The sequence below is a fragment of the Actinomycetospora lutea genome, assembly GCF_028737205.1.
Classification (GTDB): Bacteria; Actinomycetota; Actinomycetes; order Mycobacteriales; family Pseudonocardiaceae; genus Actinomycetospora; species Actinomycetospora lutea.
In genome coordinates, this window is record NZ_JAQZAL010000012.1 from 69,741 (window position 1) to 90,556 (window position 20,816).

Here is a 20,816-nt window from a genome sequence, read left to right on the forward strand (position 1 = left end):
CACTCGGCGGTGTCGCCGCCGGGGCATGACCGGTGACCATGGTCGTCCACCACCACGGGACGGACGGGGACGACCATGCTGAAGCTCTCGCTCGACGCCTGCGCCCGCCAGCAGCTCAACGCCGCTCGGAGCAGTTCCGCCGGCCGTGCCGCCCACACGGTGGTGGGCGGGCACGGCAACGTCATGCGCCAGACCGTGATCGCGCTGACCGGCGGTCGCGAGCTCGCCGAGCACGAGAACCCCGGCGAGGCGACGCTGGTCGTGCTGCACGGTCGGGTGCGCCTCGTGTCGGAGAAGGACGCGTGGGACGGGCGCCGCGGCGACCTGCTCGTCGTGCCCGACGCCCGCCACCGCCTCGAGGCCGTCGAGGACGCCGTCGTCCTGCTGACCGTCGCCAAGCTCAACGGCCGTACGTGAGCGAAATTCACGGCCATAGCCGTGAATTTCGCTCACCTACCGCTCAGAAGTAGCCGTTGGTCGGGAGCGGGGTGCCGGCGATGAGGTGGCGCCCGACGGCGGCGGCCTTGTAGCTCGCCGGGTTGTGCAGCGTGATCGTGCGGATGTTGCGCCAGTGCCGGTCGAGGTTGCGGACGCGGCTCGACGCCGACGCGCCACCGACGTCGAACAGCGCGGTGGCCGCGTCCAGCCCGACCCGGTCCAGGTGCACCTTGACCGAGACGTGCGCCAGCGACGCCGCGAGCAGCAGGTCCTCGGTGGGCTCGCCCTTCGCCCAGGCCTCCATGACGGCGTCGATCGCGTCGGCCGCGGTGAGCACCGCCGACTCCGCGACCCACGCCGCGGCCGAGAGGCGGCCCACCGTCTCCTGCAGGATCGGGTCGTCGACGGCGTCGGGCGTCGGCGCGTGCTCGAAGGTGCGGCTCCGGGAACGCACGACCCCGGCGGCGTCGGTGGCCACCGAGCGCAGGATGCCCGCCACCAGCGCGTGCAGGTAGAGCTGCAGGAACGCCACGTCGCCGGGCGGGCGCGGTTCGAGGCGGGGCCGCGCCCCGAGCACGTCGGCGGGCTCCACCGCGACGTCGGTGAACGCCGTCGTCCCGGTGCCCGTGCGGCCCTGGCCCATGCCGTCCCAGTCGTCGACGACGTCGACGCCCGCGCGGTCGGCCGGCACCATCACCGTCGCCACGCGGTCGCCCTCGACCCGCGCCGCGACCGCGATCCAGTCCGCGTAGAGCGTGCCGGTGCTGTAGTACTTCGTGCCGCTGAGCACCAGGCGCCCGTCGACCTCGTCGAGCCGCGTGTCGAACTCGTGCCCGCCCGCCGCCGACGGCCCGGTCTCGCTGATCGCGTTCCCGAACACCTTGCCCGCGCGGATCTCGTCGACCCACCGCCGCCGCACGTCCGGGTCGGGGTGGCGGAGGAACCCGATCACCTGGCTGTAGTGGGTGCGCAGCACGTGGGCGACGATCGGGTCGGCCTCGGCGAGGTCGACGACGAACGCCAGCACCTCGCGCACCGAGGCCCCGCGCCCGCCCTCGTCGACCGGCAGCGACAGCGCGCCCAGCCCGGCCCGCGCCACCGCGGCGACCTGGTCGAACGGCGAGACGTCGAGGCGCTCCCGCTCGGCGGCGCCCGCGGCGATGTCCGCCAAGAGCGTGGCGACCCCGGGCTCGGCGGCGGTCCGGGAGGCCGCCCTCACGAGGAGGTGCCCGTCCGCAGGGCCCCCGCCGGATGGCTCGGGTCGGCCCGGGGCCCCTTGCCGCCCAGGACCTCGCGCAGCGTCCCGCGCGGCGGGGTCGCCGGCATCCGCCCGCGGCGGCGCAGCTCGGGGACGACCAGCTCGGCGACCTGCTCGAACGTGCCCGGCGTGACCGCGTAGGCGAGGTTGAAGCCGTCGGCGCCGGTCTCGTCGATCCAGCGCTCCATCTCGTCGGCGACCTCGGCCGGCGAGCCGACCGCGACCGGCCCGCGCCCGCCGACCGCGAGGTGCGCGGCGATCTCGTCGATCGTCCACTCCCGGTCCGGGTCGTCGGTGGTGAACGACGCGAGCGCGGTCTGCCCGGCGTCGGTGTGCACGTGGCGCAGCGGCTCGCCGGGCGGGACGTCGGAGAGGTCGAGGCCGGTCCAGCCGCCGAGGAGGGCCATGGCGCCCTCGCGGGAGGCCGCGGCGAGGTAGCTCGCGTAGAGCTCCTTCGCCGCCGACGAGGTCTCCGCCACCACCGGCGCCAGCTGCACGAAGATCGTCACCGACTCGGGGTCACGGCCGGCCTCGGCGACCGCCGCGCGGATGCCCGCCACCGACTTCGCGACCACGCCCGTCGTCGGCCCGGAGACGAACACCGCCTCGGCGTGCTTGCCCGCGAACGCCTTGCCCCGCGACGAGGCGCCCGCCTGGAAGATCGTCGGGGTTCGCTGCGGCGAGGGCTCGCACAGGAACGGCCCGGGCACGTCGAACCACGTCCCGTGGTGGGCGACGTCGTGCACCTTCGCCGGGTCGGTGTAGACGCCGCGCTCGGCGTCGCGCACCACCGCGTCCTCGTCCCAGGAGGTCTCCCAGAGCTTGTAGCAGACCTCGAGGTACTCCTCGGCCATCGCGTAGCGCTCGTCGTGGGGCAGCTGCTGGTTCGATGGTCCGGCTCCGCTGCGCTGCGCGTCCCCGAGCCCCAGGTTGGCCGCCGCGCTGGACAGGTAGCCGGTGACCACGTTCCACGCCACCCGGCCCTTGGTCAGGTGGTCGAGCGTGGTGAACCGGCGCGCCAGCGCGTAGGGGTGCTCGTAGCTCACCGACACCGTCACCCCGAAGCCCAGCCGCGAGGTCGCCGCGGCCAGGGCCGGCACGAGCAGCATCGGGTCGCCGAGCGGGACCTGCGCCCCGGCCCGCACCGCGGCGTCGCGGCTGCCGCCGTGGACGTCGTAGATGCCCAGGACGTCGGCGAGGAACAGCGCGTCGAAGCCCGCGTCCTCCAGCGTGCGCGCCAGCCCGATCCAGTGGTCGAGGTCGGTGTAGCGGAACCCCTGGTCGTCGGGGTGGCGCCACAGGCCCGCCGACTGGTGGCCGGCGCAGTTCATGGCGAACGCGTTGAGGTGGATGCGTCGCTTGTCGGGGGGCACGGCGTCCCTTCTACACCGCGTCGTCGAACGCGGTCTCGCGGGCGAGCACGGCGGACAGGATCGTCAGCACGGAGACGCCGGCGAAGATCACCACGACGAGCACGAACGACCCGGTGGCGCCGACGACGGCCGCGGCCACCAGCGGCGCGAACCCGCCGCCGATCACCGAGCCGATCCCGTAGCCCAGCGACGCGCCGCTGTAGCGCAGGCGCACGTCGAACAGCTCCGCGAACCACGCGGCCTGCGGCCCGTACATGGCGTCGTGGGTGACGTTGATCGCGAGCACCACGGCCAGCACCACCAGCAGCGTCGACCCGGTGCCGACGGCGAGGAAGAACAGCAGCAGCGTCACCGTGCCGCCGACCGCGCCGAACAGGTAGGGCTTCCGGCGCCCGATGCGGTCGGACAGGATCGCCCACAGCGGGGTCGTGGCGAGCCCGAGGGCCGACGAGATGACCACGGCGATCAGCCCGGCGCTGCTGCCGCGGCCGATCTCGCTCGCGATGTAGGTCAGGCCGTACGTGGTGATCAGCACGAACAGGGCGATCTGCGAGAGCCGCAGGCCGGTGGTGAGCAGGACCTCGCGCGGCGCGGCGCGGAACACCTCGACGACGGGCAGCCGGGCGACCTTGCCCTGCTCGCGCAGCGCGGCGAACTCCGGCGCGTCGGAGATGCGCAGCCGGATCACCAGCCCGACGATCACGAGCACCGCGCTGGCCAGGAACGGCAGCCGCCACCAGAACTCGACGAACGCCGCGTCGCCGACGGCCGTGCGCACGAGGAAGAACAGGCCGGTGGCGAGCAGCATCCCGGCGGGCGAGCCGAGCTGGGTGAAGCTGCCGAAGAACCCGCGGCGGCGCGGCGGGGCGTGCTCGACGGCGAGGATCGCGGCGCCGGCCCACTCGCCGCCGACGGCGAGGCCCTGGAGGATCCGCAGCACCACGAGCAGCACCGGGGCCGCGACGCCGATCGTCGCGAACGACGGGAGCAGGCCGATCAGCGTCGTCGCGGTACCCATGAGCACGAGCGCGCCGACGAGCACCGTGCGGCGCCCGAGGCGGTCACCGAGGTGCCCGGCGATCACCGCGCCGATCGGGCGCGCGCCGAACCCGGCGGCGTACGTCGCGAACGCGGCGAGCGTGCCGGCGGTCGGGCTGATCGAGGGGAAGAACAGCTGGTTGAACACCAGCGCGGTGGCGGTGGCGTAGAGGTAGAAGTCGTACCACTCGATGGTGGTCCCGATGGCGCTGGCGAGCGCGACCCGGCGCGGGGTGCGGGCGGGCGCGGCGGTGGGCGTGCTGGACGTGCTGGTGCTCACGAGGATTCCCGGGGGAGAGGGCTGGTCGCCGAGGCGCTGACGGGGCGTCAGCGACGACAGCCCTGGGCGCCGACGCGACCGAGGTCGACGTGCCGGCGACGGGTGAGCAGCACCGGCGGAGTCCATCAGCCCCGCTCGATCGGGTCAACGCGACGTGACGTGCGCCCCGTCCGCGGCCCGCGGGCTCGGGACGACGTCACGGGGCTCAGGCGCTGGGTGACCGCGCCGGGTCGCGGTCCGCGCAGTGCGCGGCGAGGTCGTCGAGGGGCAGCCCGAGCTCGGCGCACAGCGCGATCACGGTGAAGAACGCCGGCGTCGGGACCCGTCCGGTCTCGATCTTGCGCAGGGTCTCGGGCGACATCCCGACCGCGGCCGCCACCGAGGTCATGCTCCGCGGGCCCCGCGCCGCGCGCAGGACCTCGCCGAGACGCTGCCCGCGCTCGTGCTCCTCCGCCGTCAGCGGCACGCGCACCATGACCGTGATACTAATACCGGGATAGTTATCCCGCGGAGAGAGTGCGTCGATGATCGAGTTGAAGACCCCCGCCGAGATCGAGCGGATGCACGAGGCCGGCCGGTTCGTCGCCCACGTGCTGACGGAGCTGGGCGAGCGCGCGCTCGTCGGGGTCAACCTGCTCGACCTGGAGCAGCACGCCCGCCGGCTGATCCGGGCGCACGGCGCCGAGTCCTGCTACTGGGACTACGCGCCGTCGTTCGGGCGGGGTCCGTTCCGCAACGTCGTGTGCCTGTCGGTCAACGACGCGGTCCTGCACGGCCTGCCCCACGACTACGTCCTGCGCGACGGCGACGTCCTGAGCATGGACCTCGCCGTGACGGTCGGGGGCTGGGCCGCCGACTCCGCCCGCACCGTCATCGTCGGCACGCCCCGCGAGGACGACCGGCGACTGGTGCGTGCGGGCGAGGAGGCCCTCGAGGCCGCCATCGCCGCCGCGCAGCCCGGCGGGAAGCTCGGTGACGTGTCGGCCGCGATCGGCGCGGTCGCCGCGCGCCACGGCTACCCGGTGAACCTGGAGTTCGGCGGGCACGGCATCGGCCGCACCATGCACGAGGACCTCCACGTCCCCAACGACGGGCGCGCGGGCCGCGGCATGCGCCTCAAGCCCGGCCTCACCCTGGCGCTCGAGCCCTGGTTCGCGCGCACCACCGACAAGATCACCTTCGACCCCGACGGCTGGACGATCCGCTCCGCCGACGGCTCGCGCACCACCCACAGCGAGCACACCGTCGCCGTCACCGACGACGGGCCCCGCGTGCTGACCCGCCGGGAGGACGAGCTGGCCGTCGCGGTGTAGGCCTCGTTGCGGCCGGACGGATGGCTGCGGTGAGATGGGCGCATGCCTCGCCGCGCCCTCGAGCCGTTCTGGCCGAGCCGGCGCGTGATCGAGTTCGACCAGTGGTGTCGCCCGGCCGCGTGAGCGCCCCGGGTCGTCCTCGCACGTCCTGATCCGTTCACGCGGCCGGATCGTCGTGCCCACATCCGGATCGATCCCGCGGAGGCCAGGGTGTCCGTCACCGACGACTACCTGAAGAACAACGAGACCTACGTCGCGACCTTCCCCGGCGAGCTGCCCCTGCCGCCGGCGCGCAGGACCGCCGTCGTCGCCTGCATGGACGCGCGCGTGAACCCCTACGGCGCACTCGGCCTGCACGAGGGCGACTCGCACGTCATCCGCAACGCCGGCGGCGTCGTCACCGACGACACGATCCGCTCGCTCGCGATCAGCCAGCACCTCCTCGGGACCGAGGAGATCGTGCTGATCCACCACACCGACTGCGGCATGGTGACGTTCACCGACGAGCAGTTCGCCGACATCCTCGAGAAGGAGGCCGGGGAGCGCCCGTCGTGGTCGGCCAACGCGTTCCCCGACCTCGAGGCCGATGTCCGCGACTCGATCAAGCGCATCACCGACAGCCCGTTCGTCAAGAACAAGGGCTCGGTGCGCGGGTTCGTGCTCGACGTCGCGACCGGGAAGCTGACCGAGGTCGAGTAGCGGAGCGAGGGACGCCCCCGCTGGACGCAGCGAGGGCGTCCCTCGCTGCGACCCCGGGCCCTCAGTGCACCTCGAGCGGGCGCGCCACGAGCGGTCGCCCGACGAGGCCCGCGGCGAGCGTGTCGCCGGCCTGCGCGTCGATGAGCAGGAACGACCCGGTGGCGGCGACGTCGTCGTACCGGTCGAGCGGCAGCGGCTCGGACACGGTCAGCGACACCTGGCCCATGGCGTTGATGCCCAGCTCGCCCGGGTCCTCCACGACCGAGAGGTCCTCGGTGTCGAGCCGGTGGGTCACCGCGCCGACGATGGCCTGCACGGTGCGGGTGCCGTGCTTGAGCAGCAGCCGCGCGCCGGGGCGCAGCGGCTTCTCGTGCAGCCAGGCGAGCGTCGCGTCGAACTCGGTGACGGGCTCGGGCGCGCCGGGCGCAGCGAGCTCCGCGCCGCGGGCGATCCCGAGGTCGTCGGCGAGGCGCAGCACGACGCTCTGGCCGTCGTGGGCCGCCTCGAGCTCGCCGTCGGCGGTGTCGATGCCCTCGACGCGGGTGCGGAGCCCGTCGGGCAGGACCTCCACCTCGTCGCCGACGCGCACCGTGCCCGCCGCCACGAGCCCGGCGTAGCCGCGGTAGTCGGGGTGGGACTCGGTGCGCGGCCGCACGACGTACTGCACGGGGAAGCGGAAGGGCGCGTCGTGGTCGGCGCCCTCGACCGGCACCGACTCGAGGTGCTCGAGCAGCGTCGGGCCCTCGTACCAGGGGGTGTTCGGCGAGGCGAGCACGACGTTGTCGCCCTTCTTCGCCGACAGCGGGATCGCGACGACGGCGTCCTCGGCGTAGCCGAGCGCGTCGGTCAGGCCCGTGAACTCCTTGGCGATGCGCCAGTAGGTGTTCTCGTCGAAGTCGACGAGGTCCATCTTGTTCACCGCGAGCACGAGGCGCGGCACGCGCAGCAGGCCCATCACGGCCACGTGGCGCCGGGTCTGCTCGACGACGCCGGTGCGGGCGTCGACCAGCAGCACCGCCAGCTGCGCGGTGGACGCCCCGGTGACGGTGTTGCGGGTGTACTGCACGTGGCCGGGGGTGTCGGCGAGGACGAACGAGCGCCGCGGCGTCGCGAAGTAGCGGTACGCGACGTCGATGGTGATGCCCTGCTCGCGCTCGGAGCGCAGGCCGTCGACGAGCAGCGAGAGGTCGGGGTCGCCGCCGCCGACGGTGGCGCGCTCGACGGCCTCCATCTGGTCGGCGAGCACCGACTTCGTGTCGTAGAGCAGCCGCCCGACGAGGGTGGACTTGCCGTCGTCGACGCTGCCCGCGGTCGCGAGCTTGAGCAGGTCAGCCATCAGAGTCCAGCTCCCCCATCGGCGTGCTCTCCGTGATGCTTCCTGTCCTGCATCAGAAGTAGCCCTCTCGCTTGCGGTCCTCCATGGCGGCCTCCGAGAGCCGGTCGTCGGCCCGCGTCGCTCCACGCTCGGTCAGCCGGCTCTCGCGCACCTCGGCGAGCACCTCGTCGAGCGTCTCCGCGGTCGACTCGACCGCGCCGGTGCAGGAGCCGTCGCCGACGGTGCGGTAGCGCACCGTCTTCGTGACGACCTCCTCGCCGTCGCGCGGCCCGCCCCACGGCCCGCTGGTCAGCCACATGCCGTCGCGGGAGAACACCTCGCGGGTGTGCGCGTAGTAGATCGAGGGCAGCTCGACGCCCTCGCGCGCGATGTAGCGCCACACGTCGAGCTCGGTGAAGTTCGACAGCGGGAACACGCGCACGTGCTCGCCGGGCTTGTGGCGCCCGTTGTAGAGGTTCCACAGCTCCGGGCGCTGGCGGGAGGGCTCCCACTGCCCGAACGCCGTCCGTAGGCTGAACACCCGCTCCTTGGCCCGCGCCCGCTCCTCGTCGCGGCGCCCGCCGCCGAAGACGGCGTCGTGGCGGTGCTCGGCGATGGCGTCGAGCAGCGGGGTGGTCTGCAGCGGGTTGCGGGTGCCGTCGGCGCGCTCGGTCAGGCGGCCGTCGTCGATGTAGTCCTGCACGCGCGCGACCTCGAGCTGCAGGCCGTAGCGCGCGACGACGCGGTCGCGGAACTCGATGACCTCGTCGAAGTTGTGCCCGGTGTCGACGTGCAGCACCGGGAACGGGATCGGCGCGGGCCAGAACGCCTTCGCGGCGAGGTGCACCAGCAGCATCGAGTCCTTGCCGCCGGAGAAGAGGATCACCGGGCGGTCGAACTCGCCGGCGACCTCGCGCATGACGTGGATCGCCTCGGACTCGAGGGCGCTGAGCTGGTCGATGCTGGTGACAGGCTCGGTGGCGGTCATCCGTGCAGCCCGCACTCGGTCTTGGAGAAGCCCGCCCAGCGCCCGCTGCGCGGGTCGGCGCCCGGGGCCGGCTTGGCCGTGCACGGCGCGCAGCCGATCGACGGGTAGCCGGCGTCGACCAGCGGGTTGACCAGCACCGCGTGCTCGCGGATGTAGGCGTCCATCTGCTCGTCGCTCCAGTGCGCGATCGGGTTGATCTTGACCAGCCCGTGGCGCTCGTCCCAGGTGACCAGCGGCGTGGTGGCGCGGGTCGGCGCCTCGACGCGGCGCACGCCGGTCACCCAGGCGTCGTAGTTCGCCAGCGTCCTGCGCAGCGGCTCGACCTTGCGCATCTGGCAGCACGCGCCCGGATCGGAGGCGAAGAGGTCCTTGCCGTACGTGGCGTCCTGCTCGGCGACGGTCAGCTCGGGCTCGGCCTGCACGATCCGCACGCCGTAGACCTGGGCGACCGCGTCGCGGGTGCCGAGGGTCTCGGCGAAGTGGTAACCCGTCTCGAGGAAGAGCACGTCGACCCCGGGACGCGCGGCCGCGCCGAGCTCGACCAGCACCGCGTCTTGCATGTTCGACGCGACGATCAGGTCCTCGCCGAAGGTCTCGGCGGCCCAGGCCAGGATCGCGCGGGTGAGCTCCTCGTGGTCCTGCTCGCCCTCGAGCGCGGCGAAGCGCTCCCCGGCGGCGAGGGCCTCGGTACGCAGATCGTTGCGCGTGTCCGTGCTGGTCATGCGGATCCTCTCGCCGGTGCCGACGCCGGGGTGATGACGAAGGTGCTGCGGCAGTCCGCGCACTCCCACGCGCCCCGCGGCTCCTCGCGGGGGCGCAGGTCCTGCTCGCCGCAGTAGGGGCAGTACTGGACGGCCAACCTCATGAGAGCTGCGCTTCTTCCGCGCGCACGACCCACTGGGCGAACCGCTCGCCCGGCTCCTTGTGCTCGGCGTAGGAGCGCACGAGGCGCTCGACGTAGTCGCCCAGGTCGGCGGAGAGCACCTTGTGCCCGCGCAGCTTGCGCCCGAAGCCGGCGTCGAGGCCGAGCCCGCCGCCGAGGTGCACCTGGAAGCCCGCGGCCGGGTTGCCCTCGGCGTCGTTGACGATCTGGCCCTTCAGCCCGATGTCGGCGACCTGGACCCGCGCGCAGGAGTTCGGGCAGCCGTTGAGGTGGATCGACACCGGGTGCTCGAGGCCGTCCTGGACGTCGGCGAGGCGCCGGTCGAGCTCCTCGACGAGGTCGCCCGCGCGGTTCTTGGTGTCGACGAACGCGAGCTTGCAGAACTCGAGGCCCGTGCAGGCCATCGTCGCGCGGCGCCACGGCGTGGGCCGGGCGGGCAGGCCGAGGTGGTCGAGCGCGGTGGTCAGCCCGTCGAGGTTCGCCGGCGGCACGTCCAGCACCACGATCTTCTGGTACGGCGTGAGGCGGACACGGCCCGAGCCGGCCTCCTCGGCGGCCTTGGCGACGCCGACCAGCGTCGAGCCGCTGGTGCGCCCGGCGGGCGGGGCGACGCCGACGTAGTGGTTGCCGTCGACCTGCTCGTGGATGCCGACGTGGTCGACGGTGCCGGCGATCTCCTCGGGCGGCGGACCGTCGATCAGCTTGCGCTCCAGGTACTCGTCCTCGAGGACCTGGCGGAACTTCTCGGGGCCCCAGTCGGCGAGGAGGAACTTCAGGCGTGCGCGGGTGCGCAGACGGCGGTAGCCGTAGTCGCGGAAGAGCTTGGTGACGCCGTGCCAGACGTCGGGGACCTCGTCGAGCGGGACCCAGGCGCCGAGGCGCACCGCGAGCTTCGGGTTCGTCGAGAGCCCGCCGCCGACGTGGAGGTCGAAGCCCGGCCCGTGCTCGGGGTGGACGACGCCGACGAAGCTGATGTCGTTGACCTCGTGGGCGATGTCCTGCTGCCCGGAGATCGCCGTCTTGTACTTGCGGGGCAGGTTGGACAGCGACTTGTCGCCGATGAACCGCTCGACGATCTCCTCGATGGCCGGGGTGCCGTCGATGATCTCGTCCTTGCTGATCCCGGCCACCGGCGAGCCGAGGACGACGCGCGGGCAGTCGCCGCAGGCCTCGGTGGTGGAGAGGTCCACGGCCTCGAGCCGGCGCCAGATCTCGGGGACGTCCTCGACGCGGATCCAGTGCAGCTGGATGTTCTCGCGGTCGGTGACGTCGGCCGTGTCGCGGGCGAAGGTCTGGGAGATCTCGCCGATGACCCGCAGCTGCTCGGTGGTCAGGCCGCCGCCGTCGACGCGCACCCGCATCATGAAATGCGGCGCGTCGAGTAGCTCCTCGTCGACGTGGCCGGTGTCGGTGCCCGGGAAGCCCTCGGCGCGCTGGGTGTAGAGCCCCATCCAGCGGAACCGGCCGCGCAGGTCGGCGGGGTCGATCGAGTCGAACCCGCGGTGGGCGTAGATGTTCTCGATCCGCGCCCGCACGTTGAGCGGGTTGTCGTCCTTCTTCGACTGCTCGTTCTTGTTCAGCGGCTCCCGGTAGCCCAGCGCCCACTGGCCCTCGGCCTTGCCCTTGCGCGCCCGCGCGGGCTTGGGCTTCGGTGGTGCGTCCTCCGTGGCCGTCGGGTGCCGCAGCGGGGTGGTCTCCGCAGCCTGGGACCTCTTCTCGGCTGACTCCTCCGAGGTCGCGGCGTTCTCGGACGACGGGGCGCCGGTAGCGGCCATGCGTGGGTTCCTCCGGGGTGGTGCACGGACGCGCGCGGGCACGACGAGGACGACCTCGTGGCGGGTGCGCGCGGGGTCCGCTCGGGCGTGGTGGCGGGGGATCGCGCTCGTCAGGCGCGGCAGAGCGCGCTGGACTGGCGCACGAGGTCGACGTGACGTCGACTCACGAGAAGGGCGCCAGGCGCGGACATGCGCACCACCCTGCCACGAGCAGGGCATCGTTTTCCACATGACGTTCAGCTAATGGGCGAAGGGGATCGCGGCCGGGGCGGCGTCGCGCGCGCCCGCCGGGTGCCACCACAGGCCGCGGCGCCCCAGCTCGGGCAGGACGCCCTCGCCGACCCAGTACGCCTCCTCCAGGTGCGGGTGCCCGGAGAGGACGAACTCGGTGATCCCGAGGTCGTGGTACTCGGCGATCCGGTCGGCGACCTCGGTGTGGCTGCCGACGAGCGCGGTGCCCGCCCCGCCGCGCACGAGCCCGACGCCGGCCCACAGGTTCGGGGCGACCTCGAGGTCGGCGGCGGTCTTCGTCCCATCGGAGTGCAGCGCGCGCATGCGCCTCTGCCCCTCGGACTCGCTCTGCGACAGGCCCGCCTGCACGTCGGAGATCATGGAGTCGGGGATGCCCTCGAGGTAGCGCTCGGCCTGGGCCCACGCGGCGTCGGAGGTGTCGCGGGCGATGACGTGCAGGCGGATGCCGAAGCGCACCTCGCGGCCCTGCGCGGCGGCGAGCCCGCGGACCCACTCGACCTTCTCCCGGACCTGCTCGGGCGGCTCGCCCCAGGTCAGGTACACGTCGACGTGCTGCGCGGCGACCTCGCCCGCCCTGGGCGACGACCCGCCGAAGTACACCGGCGGCACCGGGTCGGTCACGCGCGTCAGCGCCGCGGACTCGACGTGGATCTGTTCGCCGTCCAGCGTCACCGTCTCGCCCGCCCACAGCCGGCGGCACACCTCGAGGAACTCGCCGGTGCGCACGTAGCGGTCGTCCTTGCCCAGGAAGTCGCCGTAGGCGCGCTGCTCGCCGGGCTCGCCGCCGGTGACGACGTTGAGCAGCAGCCGGCCCTGCGAGTGGCGCTGGAAGGTGGCGGCCTGCTGGGCGGCGAGGGTGGGGGAGATGACGCCGGGCCGGAACGCGACGAGGAACTTCAGCCGCTCGGACTCGGCGACGAGCATCGCCGTGGTCAGCCAGGCGTCCTCGCACCAGGCGCCCGTGGGGGTCAGCGCGCCCTCGAACCCGACGGTCTCGGCGGCGCGCGCGATCTGCGCCAGGTAGCCGATCTCGGCGGGGCGGACGGCGTCGGCGGCCCGCGTGGCCACGCCGTGGCCGCCGCCGACGAGGCCGCGCGAGTCGCCGTAGGTGGGCAGGAACCAGTGGGCGGTGATGCTCATGGTGCTCCTAGAGCGTGTCGAGGGGCTGCGCCCGCAGGGCGGCGACGGTGCTGACGACCCCGGCGAGCGCGAGGTAGCCCGCGGCGAGCCAGGGCGTGCCGCCGCCGAGGGCGAGCAGGGAGGTCAGGACCAGGGGCGTGAGCCCCGAGGCGTAGATGCCGCCGCCCTGGAAGGCGAGCGACATGCCGGTGTAGCGGGTGCGGGTGGGGAAGACCTCGGCGAACAGCGTCGACTCCGCCCCGCTGGTCAGCCCGTAGGACAGGCCCAGCATCACGACCAGGGCGAGGCCGAGCAGGACGATCGACCCGGTGCCGATGACCGCGAAGGCCGGGAAGACACCCACGACGAGCACCGCGCACCCGATCGCGAAGACCCGGCCGCGCCCGATCCGGTCGCCCCACGCGCCGGCCAGCGGCACGACCGCGGCGCTCGCCACCGCGGCCACCGTGACGGCGACGAGGACCTCGGTGCGCGGCATCCCCAGCGTGGCGACGGCGTAGGTCAGGACGAACACGCCCCAGGTGTTGAAGGAGGCGCCCTCGGCCCAGCGCGCGAGCAGCGTCCAGGCGAGGTTGCGGCGCGACGGCGGGTCGCGCAGGACGTCGACGGCCGGCACGCGCGAGGTCTCGGCCGCGGCCTGCATGCGGCGGAACGCCGGGGTCTCCATCACCGCGAGGCGCACGACCAGGCCGACGCCGACGAGCACCAGGCTCGCGATGAACGCGACGCGCCAGCCCCAGGACAGGAAGGCGGCGTCGTCCATGACCAGCCCGAGCAGCGCGAACACGCCGGTGCCGAGCGCGAGCCCGAGGCCCAGCCCGATCTGCGGGGTGGCGCCGTAGAGGCCGCGCCTGCCGTGCGGGGCGTACTCGACGGCCATCAGGACCGCGCCGCCCCACTCCCCGCCGATCGCGACGCCCTGGATGATCCGCAGCAGCACGAGCAGGACCGGGGCGGCGACGCCGATCGCGGCGTAGGTCGGCAGGAACCCGATGCCGGCGGTCGCGAGGCCGGTCAGGGCCATGGTGACGATCAGCGTCTCGCGCCGTCCGACCCGGTCGCCGATGTGGCCGAAGATCAGGCCGCCGATGGGGCGGGCCACGAAGCCGATCGCGAACGTCGCGAACGACAGCAGCGTCGCGACGGTCGGATCGTCGGCGCCGTAGAACAGCGCGGGGAACACGATCCCCGCGGCCGTGGCGAACAGGAAGAAGTCGTACCACTCGATCGTCGTGCCGATGAGGCTCGCGACCAGCACCGTGCGCCGGCTGGTGGTGTCCTGCGCCTCGAGCGCAGGCGTCGCCGTGGTCATGGGTGTCCTCTGCGGTGGCGTGCGGGCGGGGGCTCAGCACGCCGGGCAGAGGGCGCTCCACACCCGACCGAGATCCACGTGGCGCCGGGCCACGAGGAGCAGTCGGGGGGCGCGCACGGATCGACCGTGCCATCCGTGATCGACCGGTTCCAGCGGGACGGCGATCTCGGTGACGTTCGCCGCAGCGGGGTTTGCGCCCGCCGGGGGAACTCCTCAGATGCGGCGGAGGGGCTCCTCGTCGGGCGGGCGCAGAATGGACCGGTGCCTTCCGTCCCCCCGTCCGGCGAGCCGGCGCCCGCCGACGGCGCGCTGCCCCCGGGGTCGCTCACCGGGCTCGGCACGCGCCCGTTCGGGGTGTACGTGCACGTCCCGTTCTGCGCGACCCGCTGCGGCTACTGCGACTTCAACACCTACACCGCCTCGGACCTCGGCCTGACCAGCAGCGACGACCCCGCCTCGCCGGCGTCGTGGCTCGAGGGTCTGCGCCGCGAGCTCGACCTGGCCGCCGCGGTCCTGGGCGGGCCGCCGGCCGCGGACACCGTCTTCCTCGGCGGCGGCACCCCGTCCCTGCTCGGCGCGGAGGGCCTGGTCGCCGTGCTCGACGCGGTGCGCGCCTCGTTCGGGCTGCGTCCGGGCGCCGAGGTGACCACCGAGGCCAACCCCGAGTCGACGACCCCCGAGCTGCTGGGCGCGATCGCCGACGCGGGCTACACGCGACTGAGCCTGGGCATGCAGTCCGACGTCGACCACGTGCTCGCCGTCCTCGACCGCCGGCACACCCCGGGCGCGGCGGTCTCCGTGGCCTCGGCGGCGCTCGCCGCCGGCCTGCGCCACGTCAACCTCGACCTCATCTACGGCACGCCGACCGAGACCGACGACGACCTGCGCCGCTCGCTCGACGCCGTCCTCGCCTCGGGCGCCGACCACGTCTCGGCGTACGGGCTGATCGTCGAGGAGGGCACGGCGCTCGCGCGGCGGATCGCGCGCGGCGAGATCCCGATGCCCGACGACGACGTGCTCGCCGACCGCTACGAGATCGTCGACGACGTGCTCTCCACCGCGGGGTTCGGCTGGTACGAGGTGTCGAACTGGGCGCGCTCGCAGGACGCGCGGTGCCGGCACAACCTGGGCTACTGGGGCGGCGGCGACTGGTGGGGCGCCGGGCCGGGCGCGCACTCGCACGTCGGCGGCACCCGCTGGTGGAACGTCCGCCACCCCGCCCGCTACTCGGCGGCGCTGGCCGCGGGGCGCTCGCCCGCCGAGGCCCGCGAGCGCGTGACGCCCGACGAGGCGCACCTCGAGCAGGTGCTCCTGGAGTTGCGGACCATCGACGGTGTCGAGGCGTCGGCCCTCGACCCGTCGGGGCGCGCGGCGGGCGACCGGGCCGCGCGCGACGGGCTGCTGGCCCCCGACGCCTGGGCCGGCGGACGCGCCGTGCTCACCCGGCGCGGACGCCTCCTCGCCGACGGCGTCGCGCTGGCCCTGGCGGAACGCTGAGGGGCCGGCGCGTCGTCGTCCGCGGCGTGGAGGGGATCCTCGCCGAACGCTCCCGAGGTTGAGTCCGAGGTTGAGTCGGACGGACGCAGCTGTCGTGAGCCCGGTCTCGCCGTCCCCCGGACGCCCCGGCCCACCTCGCCTACCATGGAGGGTCGGACCGGACGGAGCTCGACCATCGTGGGAGGTGGGCGCGGTGAACGCCGAGGAGCGCCGCGTCGCCGTCCTGCGCGCCATCGTGGCCGACTTCGTGGCCACCAACGAGCCGGTCGGCTCGAAGGCCCTCGTGGAGCGCCACAACCTCGGCGTCTCCAGCGCCACCGTGCGCAACGACATGGCGGCGCTCGAGGAGGACGGCTACATCGCCCAGCCCCACACCAGCGCCGGCCGGGTGCCCACCGACAAGGGCTACCGCCTCTTCGTCGACCGGTTGCACCAGGTCAAGCCGCTCTCGGCCGCGGAGCGCCGGGCGATCACGACCTTCCTCGAGGGCGCGGTCGACCTCGACGACGTCCTCAAGCGCAGCGTGCGGCTGCTCGCGCAGCTCACGCGCCAGGTCGCCGTCATCCAGTACCCGACGCTGACCCGCTCGCTGGTGCGCCACCTCGAGGTCGTGCGGCTGACGCCGGCCCGGCTGATGCTCGTGCTCATCACCGACACCGGGCGGGTCGACCAGCGCGTGGTCGACCTCGGCGACGTCCTCGACGAGGACGACGTCTCGCGGCTGCGCGCGCTGCTCAACAACGCGCTGGTCGGCCAGCCGCTGGCCACGGCGTCGGCGCGGATGTCCGAGCTGCCCGACGACGCCCCGGCCGGTCTGCGGTCGCCGCTGCTCAGCGTGGCCGCGGTGCTGCTGGAGGCCCTGCTGGAGCGGCCCGAGGAGCGCCTCGTGCTGGGCGGCACGGCCAACCTCACGCGGGCGGGCACCGACGCCGCGGCGCTGCGGGGCATGCTGGAGGCGCTGGAGGAGCAGGTGGTGGTGCTGCGCCTGCTCACCTCGGCGAGCGACCCCGGGACGGTCACCGTGCGGATCGGCGAGGAGAACGAGTCCGAGGACCTGTGGAGTGCCTCCACGGTGTCGATCGGGTACGGAGCGGGCACGACCGCCCTGGGCGGGATGGGCGTCGTGGGACCGACGCGGATGGACTACCCCAGCGCGATCGCGGCGGTGCGTGCGGTCGCGCGCTACGTCGGTGAGATCGTCGGGGGACGCTGAGCACAGTCGGGGCGAGCCCCGGACGGGCGCCGGCACGGATGAGACAGGACGGACGAGGACCAGCGTGGCGAAGGACTACTACGGAATCCTGGGTGTCTCCCGGGACGCGGACGACGGCGAGATCAAGCGGGCCTACCGCAAACTCGCCCGCGAGCTGCACCCCGACGTCAACCCCGACGCCGAGACCCAGGCGCGGTTCCAGGACGTCAAGAACGCCTACGAGGTCCTGACCGACCCGCAGAAGCGGCGCATCGTCGACCTCGGCGGCGACCCGCTGGAGACCCGCGGCGGCGGTGGCGGAGGCGGTGGCGGCTTCTCCGCGGCCGGCTTCGGCGGCCTCGGCGACATCATGGACGCGTTCTTCGGCGCCGCGGGGGCCGGCGGCGGGCGCGGCCCGCGCAGCCGCGTGCAGCCCGGCGAGGACGCGCTGATCCGCATCGACCTCACGCTCGAGGAGTGCGCGACGGGCGTGGCGCGCGACCTCACCGTCGACACCGCCGTGCTCTGCGAGAAGTGCCACGGCGGCGGCGCCGAGCCGGGCACGCGCACCGAGACCTGTGACACCTGCGACGGGCGCGGCGAGATCCAGAACGTGCAGCGCTCGTTCATCGGCCAGGTCGTCACCGCCCGCGCCTGCCCGGTCTGCCGCGGCACCGGCGAGATCATCCCCAGCCCGTGCGCGCAGTGCGGCGGCGACGGGCGCGTGCGCTCGCGGCGCACCGTCACCGTGCAGGTGCCGGCGGGTGTCGGCGACGGCATGCGCATCCGGATGGCCAACCAGGGCGAGGTCGGGCCCGGCGGGGGGCCGGCCGGTGACCTCTACATCGAGGTCTCCGAGGAGCGCCACGAGTACTTCACCCGCGACGGCGTCGACCTGCACTGCCACGTCAGCCTGCCGATGACCGCGGCCGCCCTGGGCACGACGCTGCCGCAGCGCACGCTCGAGGGCGACGAGGAGCTGACGATCGAGGCGGGCACGCAGCCGAACACCACGCTGACGCTCCGCGGGCGCGGCATGCCCCGCCTGCGCTCCACGGGGCGCACGGACGGGCGCGGCGACCTGCTGGTGCACCTCGACGTCCAGGTGCCCGACCGCCTCGACACCCGCCAGACGGAGCTGCTGCGCGAGCTCGCCGAGCTCCGCGGGGAGGAGCGCCCGGACCTCGCGGCCCACCGCAACGGCCTGTTCGGGCGCCGGCGCTCGGGCGGTCGCACGCGGTGACGCACGCGGTCTCCGAGGCCTGGTCCCGGCCGGCCCTGTTCTGGGTCGACGCCGTGCCCGAGGGCGGCGAGGTCGTGCTCGAGGGCGCCGAGGGGCGCCACGCCGCCGACGTGCGCCGGGTGCGCTCCGGCGAGGTCGTGCTGCTCGGCGACGGGGCCGGCACGCGGGCCCGCGCCCGGGTGACCGACGTGGGCAAGAGCCGGGTGACCACCAAGGTGCTCGAACGGCGCGCCGACGACGAGCCGCCGCTGCGGATCACGCTCGCGCAGGCCCTGGTCAAGGGCGACCGCGCGGAGCTGGCCGTCGAGCTGGCCACCGAGGCGGGCGTCGACGCGATCCTGCCGTGGCGCGCCGAGCGGTGCGTGGCGCGCTGGGACGACGGTGTGCGCGGCGAGAAGGCCCTGGCCCGCTGGCGGGCGACCGCCCGCGAGGCGGCCAAGCAGGCGCGCCGGGCCCGGGTGCCCGACGTCGCGCCGCCGGCCACCACCCGCGACCTCGCCGCGCGCGACGCCGACGCGGTGCTGGTCCTCGAGGCCACCGCCACCGAGTCGCTCGCCGGTGTCGCGCTGCCCGACCGGGGCGAGCTGGTGCTGGTCGTGGGCCCCGAGGGCGGGGTGACCGACGACGAGCGCGCCCTGCTCGCCGGCGCCGGAGCGCGCGAGGTGCGCCTGGGCCCGGGCGTCCTGCGCACGTCGAGCGCCGCCGCGGTCGCGCTCGGGGCGCTGGGCGCGCGGACCGGGCGATGGGGGTGACGGCCAGGAGTCCGGAGGTGGCGCGTCGATCGCTGCTCGGGGGGCTCGCCGGTCTGGCCGGGCTGGCCGCCTGCGCCCGCGTCCCCACCCCGGCCGGCGACGTCGTCGTCCCGCCGCCCCGGCCCGGGACCCCGGACCCGCGCCCGCTGCCCTACGGCCCGGACCCCGCGCAGTACGGCGTGCTGCACCTCCCGCCCGGCGCGCAGCGCGTCCCGGTGGTGGTCGTGGTGCACGGCGGCTACTGGCGCGCCTCCTACGGGCTCGAGCTGGGCACGCCGCTCGCGGTCGACCTCACCAACCGCGGGATCGCGGCGTGGAACGTCGAGTACCGCCGCGTCGGCGCCGGCGGGGGCTGGCCGACGACGTTCACCGACGTCGCCGCGGCGGTCGACCTGCTGCCCGACAGCGTGCAGAAGGCCGCGGACGGGCGTCTGGACCTCGACCGCGTCGTGTTCCTCGGGCACTCCGCCGGCGGCCAGCTCGTCGCCTGGGCCGCGAGCCGTGAGCGACTGGACACCGGGCGGCTCGGCGCCGGCCCGCGGGTGCGCCCGGTCGGCACGGTGAGCCAGGCCGGCGTGCTCGACCTCGTCGCCGGTGCGGCCGCGGACCTCGGTGGCGGGGCCGTCGTCGACCTGCTGGGCGGGCTCCCCGAGGCCGTCGCCGACCGCTACGCGCTGGCCTCGCCCGCCGCGCTCGCGCCGGCGCCCGCCCCGGTGGTGTGCGTGCACGGCGACGCCGACACCGTCGTGCCGCTCGACCAGTCGCAGCGCTACGTGGCCGCGGCGACGGCCGCCCGCGGCGACGCCCGCCTGCGGGTCCTGCCCGGGGTCGACCACTTCGCGGTCATCGACCCCGCCCTGCCGGCCTGGGCCGTGGTGCGCGAGGAGGTCGAGGGGCTGCTGTGAGCGGCGCCCGGGCACCCGCGGGAGGAGGCTAGGATCACTGTGAAAGGGACCGACGGCCCGATGTCGAGTAGGAAGCAGGACAGTTCAGCACGTGACCGGTGACGGAACCTCCCGGATCGTGGTGCCCGAGGCGGCGCTCCTGGCGCTCCTGGGCAAGCGCGACGAGAACCTGCGCGAGGCCGAGAGCCTGCTGGCCGCCGACGTCCACGTCCGCGGCAACGAGCTCACCCTCTCCGGCGACCCCGCGGACGTGGCGTTCGCCGAGCGGGTGTTCGCCGAGCTGGTGGTGCTCGCCAGCCGCGGCCAGCAGATCGACCCCGACGCGGTGCGGCGCTCGGTGCGCATGCTGCAGGACGACCACGAGGACGGCGGCGACGGCGCGACCTCGCCCGCCGAGGTGCTCAGCCTCGACATCGTCTCCCGCCGCGGGCGCACCGTCCGGCCCAAGACGCTGAACCAGAAGCGCTACGTCGACGCGATCGACGTCAACACCATCGTCTTCGGCATCGGCCCGGCGGGCACCGGCAAGACCTACCTGGCGATGGCCAAGGCCGTCCAGGCGCTGCAGGCCAAGCAGGTCAACCGGATCATCCTGACCCGGCCCGCGGTCGAGGCGGGCGAGCGGCTCGGGTTCCTGCCCGGCACGCTCTCGGAGAAGATCGACCCCTACCTGCGGCCGCTCTACGACGCGCTGCACGACATGCTCGACACCGACGCGGTGCCCAAGCTCATGGCCGCCGGGACCATCGAGATCGCCCCGCTGGCCTACATGAGGGGCCGCTCGTTGAACGACGCCTTCATCATCCTCGACGAGGCCCAGAACACGACGCCGGAACAGATGAAGATGTTCCTCACCCGGCTGGGCTTCAACTCGAAGATGGTGGTCACGGGCGACGTCACCCAGGTCGACCTGCCGGGTGGGTCGACGTCCGGCCTGCGGGTGGTCCGCGACATCCTCGACGGTGTCGACGACGTCGAGTTCGCCGAGCTGACCTCGCACGACGTCGTGCGCCACCGGCTCGTCGCCGACATCATCGACGCGTACGGCCGCTACGACGCGGCCCAGCAGCGACGCCCCCAGGCCGTGTCGAGCGCCCCGCGCACCGGTCCGCCGGTGGGTCCGCGCAACCGCGAGCGACGAGGTCGATGACTCCCCACACCGA

At 74.2% G+C, this 20,816-nt stretch carries 21 protein-coding genes; 9 read left to right on the top strand and 12 right to left on the bottom strand.

What is annotated here, in order from left to right:
- The first annotated feature begins 75 nt into the window (after positions 1–75).
- Positions 76–417, top strand: coding sequence for a cupin domain-containing protein (locus PHK61_RS14855; RefSeq protein WP_274281770.1), 342 nt, complete (start codon positions 76–78; stop codon positions 415–417).
- A gap of 43 nt (positions 418–460) precedes the next feature.
- Here the strand turns inward: PHK61_RS14855 and PHK61_RS14860 are convergent, their stop codons facing one another.
- The 4 genes from PHK61_RS14860 to PHK61_RS14875 form a co-directional block, all read right to left on the bottom strand.
- Positions 461–1,657 (bottom strand): acyl-CoA dehydrogenase family protein, encoded by a 1,197-nt coding sequence (locus PHK61_RS14860; RefSeq protein WP_274281771.1) that lies wholly within the window; start codon positions 1,655–1,657, stop codon positions 461–463.
- The gene (locus PHK61_RS14865) at positions 1,654–3,069 is read right to left on the bottom strand and encodes an LLM class flavin-dependent oxidoreductase (RefSeq protein ID WP_274281772.1); all 1,416 of its coding nucleotides are present in this window, start codon (positions 3,067–3,069) and stop codon (positions 1,654–1,656) included. The genes PHK61_RS14860 and PHK61_RS14865 overlap by 4 nt, the downstream gene beginning before the upstream one ends.
- A gap of 10 nt (positions 3,070–3,079) precedes the next feature.
- Positions 3,080–4,387: an MFS transporter gene (locus PHK61_RS14870; RefSeq protein ID WP_274281773.1), complete on the bottom strand. Its 1,308-nt coding sequence runs from the start codon at positions 4,385–4,387 to the stop codon at positions 3,080–3,082.
- A gap of 205 nt (positions 4,388–4,592) precedes the next feature.
- The gene (locus PHK61_RS14875; protein ID WP_274281774.1) at positions 4,593–4,862 is read right to left on the bottom strand and encodes a helix-turn-helix domain-containing protein; all 270 of its coding nucleotides are present in this window, start codon (positions 4,860–4,862) and stop codon (positions 4,593–4,595) included.
- A gap of 49 nt (positions 4,863–4,911) precedes the next feature.
- On the opposite strand from PHK61_RS14875, the gene map reads away from it, so the two are divergent.
- Entirely contained in the window at positions 4,912–5,700 is a 789-nt protein-coding gene (gene map, locus PHK61_RS14880; protein ID WP_274281775.1) for a type I methionyl aminopeptidase, read from the top strand.
- Between the two features lie 210 nt (positions 5,701–5,910).
- On the top strand, positions 5,911–6,399 hold the full coding sequence (locus PHK61_RS14885; RefSeq protein ID WP_274281776.1) for a beta-class carbonic anhydrase: 489 nt from the start codon (positions 5,911–5,913) through the stop codon (positions 6,397–6,399).
- Positions 6,400–6,460: 61 nt separating this feature from the next.
- On the opposite strand, the gene PHK61_RS14890 is transcribed toward PHK61_RS14885, so the two are convergent.
- From PHK61_RS14890 to PHK61_RS14920, 8 genes are all read right to left on the bottom strand, one after another.
- Complete coding sequence (locus PHK61_RS14890) at positions 6,461–7,735, bottom strand: sulfate adenylyltransferase subunit 1 (protein WP_274281777.1); 1,275 nt, start codon at positions 7,733–7,735, stop codon at positions 6,461–6,463.
- Positions 7,736–7,787: 52 nt separating this feature from the next.
- Positions 7,788–8,702 (bottom strand): sulfate adenylyltransferase subunit CysD, encoded by a 915-nt coding sequence (gene cysD / locus PHK61_RS14895; RefSeq protein ID WP_274281778.1) that lies wholly within the window; start codon positions 8,700–8,702, stop codon positions 7,788–7,790.
- Entirely contained in the window at positions 8,699–9,424 is a 726-nt protein-coding gene (locus PHK61_RS14900) for a phosphoadenylyl-sulfate reductase (RefSeq protein ID WP_274281779.1), read from the bottom strand. The genes cysD and PHK61_RS14900 overlap by 4 nt, the downstream gene beginning before the upstream one ends.
- Positions 9,421–9,567 carry an Insertion element protein gene (locus PHK61_RS14905; protein WP_274281780.1) on the bottom strand — a complete coding sequence of 49 codons (147 nt, stop codon included), beginning with the start codon at positions 9,565–9,567 and terminating at the stop codon, positions 9,421–9,423. The genes PHK61_RS14900 and PHK61_RS14905 overlap by 4 nt, the downstream gene beginning before the upstream one ends.
- A complete protein-coding gene (locus tag PHK61_RS14910) occupies positions 9,564–11,360 on the bottom strand; it encodes a nitrite/sulfite reductase (RefSeq protein WP_274281781.1) in 1,797 nt (598 codons plus the stop codon). Before PHK61_RS14910 ends, PHK61_RS14905 begins: the two co-directional genes overlap by 4 nt.
- Positions 11,361–11,470: 110 nt before the next feature.
- Complete coding sequence (locus PHK61_RS32045; RefSeq protein WP_420791393.1) at positions 11,471–11,551, bottom strand: putative leader peptide; 81 nt, start codon at positions 11,549–11,551, stop codon at positions 11,471–11,473.
- A 49-nt stretch (positions 11,552–11,600) separates the two neighbouring features.
- Positions 11,601–12,752, bottom strand: coding sequence for an LLM class flavin-dependent oxidoreductase (locus PHK61_RS14915; protein WP_274281782.1), 1,152 nt, complete (start codon positions 12,750–12,752; stop codon positions 11,601–11,603).
- 7 nt (positions 12,753–12,759) lie between these two features.
- Complete coding sequence (locus PHK61_RS14920) at positions 12,760–14,064, bottom strand: MFS transporter (RefSeq protein WP_274281783.1); 1,305 nt, start codon at positions 14,062–14,064, stop codon at positions 12,760–12,762.
- Between the two features lie 261 nt (positions 14,065–14,325).
- Between PHK61_RS14920 and hemW the strand changes: the two genes are divergently transcribed.
- The 6 genes from hemW (at position 14,326) to PHK61_RS14950 (ending at position 20,803) form a co-directional block, all read left to right on the top strand.
- On the top strand, positions 14,326–15,561 hold the full coding sequence (gene hemW / locus PHK61_RS14925) for a radical SAM family heme chaperone HemW (protein ID WP_274281784.1): 1,236 nt from the start codon (positions 14,326–14,328) through the stop codon (positions 15,559–15,561).
- Between the two features lie 193 nt (positions 15,562–15,754).
- Entirely contained in the window at positions 15,755–16,774 is a 1,020-nt protein-coding gene (gene hrcA / locus PHK61_RS14930) for a heat-inducible transcriptional repressor HrcA (RefSeq protein ID WP_274281785.1), read from the top strand.
- Between the two features lie 64 nt (positions 16,775–16,838).
- Positions 16,839–17,996, top strand: a complete 1,158-nt coding sequence (gene dnaJ / locus PHK61_RS14935) for a molecular chaperone DnaJ (RefSeq protein WP_274281786.1) — start codon at positions 16,839–16,841, stop codon at positions 17,994–17,996.
- Positions 17,993–18,748: a 16S rRNA (uracil(1498)-N(3))-methyltransferase gene (locus PHK61_RS14940; protein WP_274281787.1), complete on the top strand. Its 756-nt coding sequence runs from the start codon at positions 17,993–17,995 to the stop codon at positions 18,746–18,748. The genes dnaJ and PHK61_RS14940 overlap by 4 nt, the downstream gene beginning before the upstream one ends.
- A gap of 17 nt (positions 18,749–18,765) precedes the next feature.
- Positions 18,766–19,653 (top strand): alpha/beta hydrolase, encoded by an 888-nt coding sequence (locus PHK61_RS14945; RefSeq protein WP_274281788.1) that lies wholly within the window; start codon positions 18,766–18,768, stop codon positions 19,651–19,653.
- A 91-nt stretch (positions 19,654–19,744) separates the two neighbouring features.
- Positions 19,745–20,803, top strand: coding sequence for a PhoH family protein (locus PHK61_RS14950; protein ID WP_274281789.1), 1,059 nt, complete (start codon positions 19,745–19,747; stop codon positions 20,801–20,803).
- Positions 20,804–20,816: the final 13 nt, after the last annotated feature.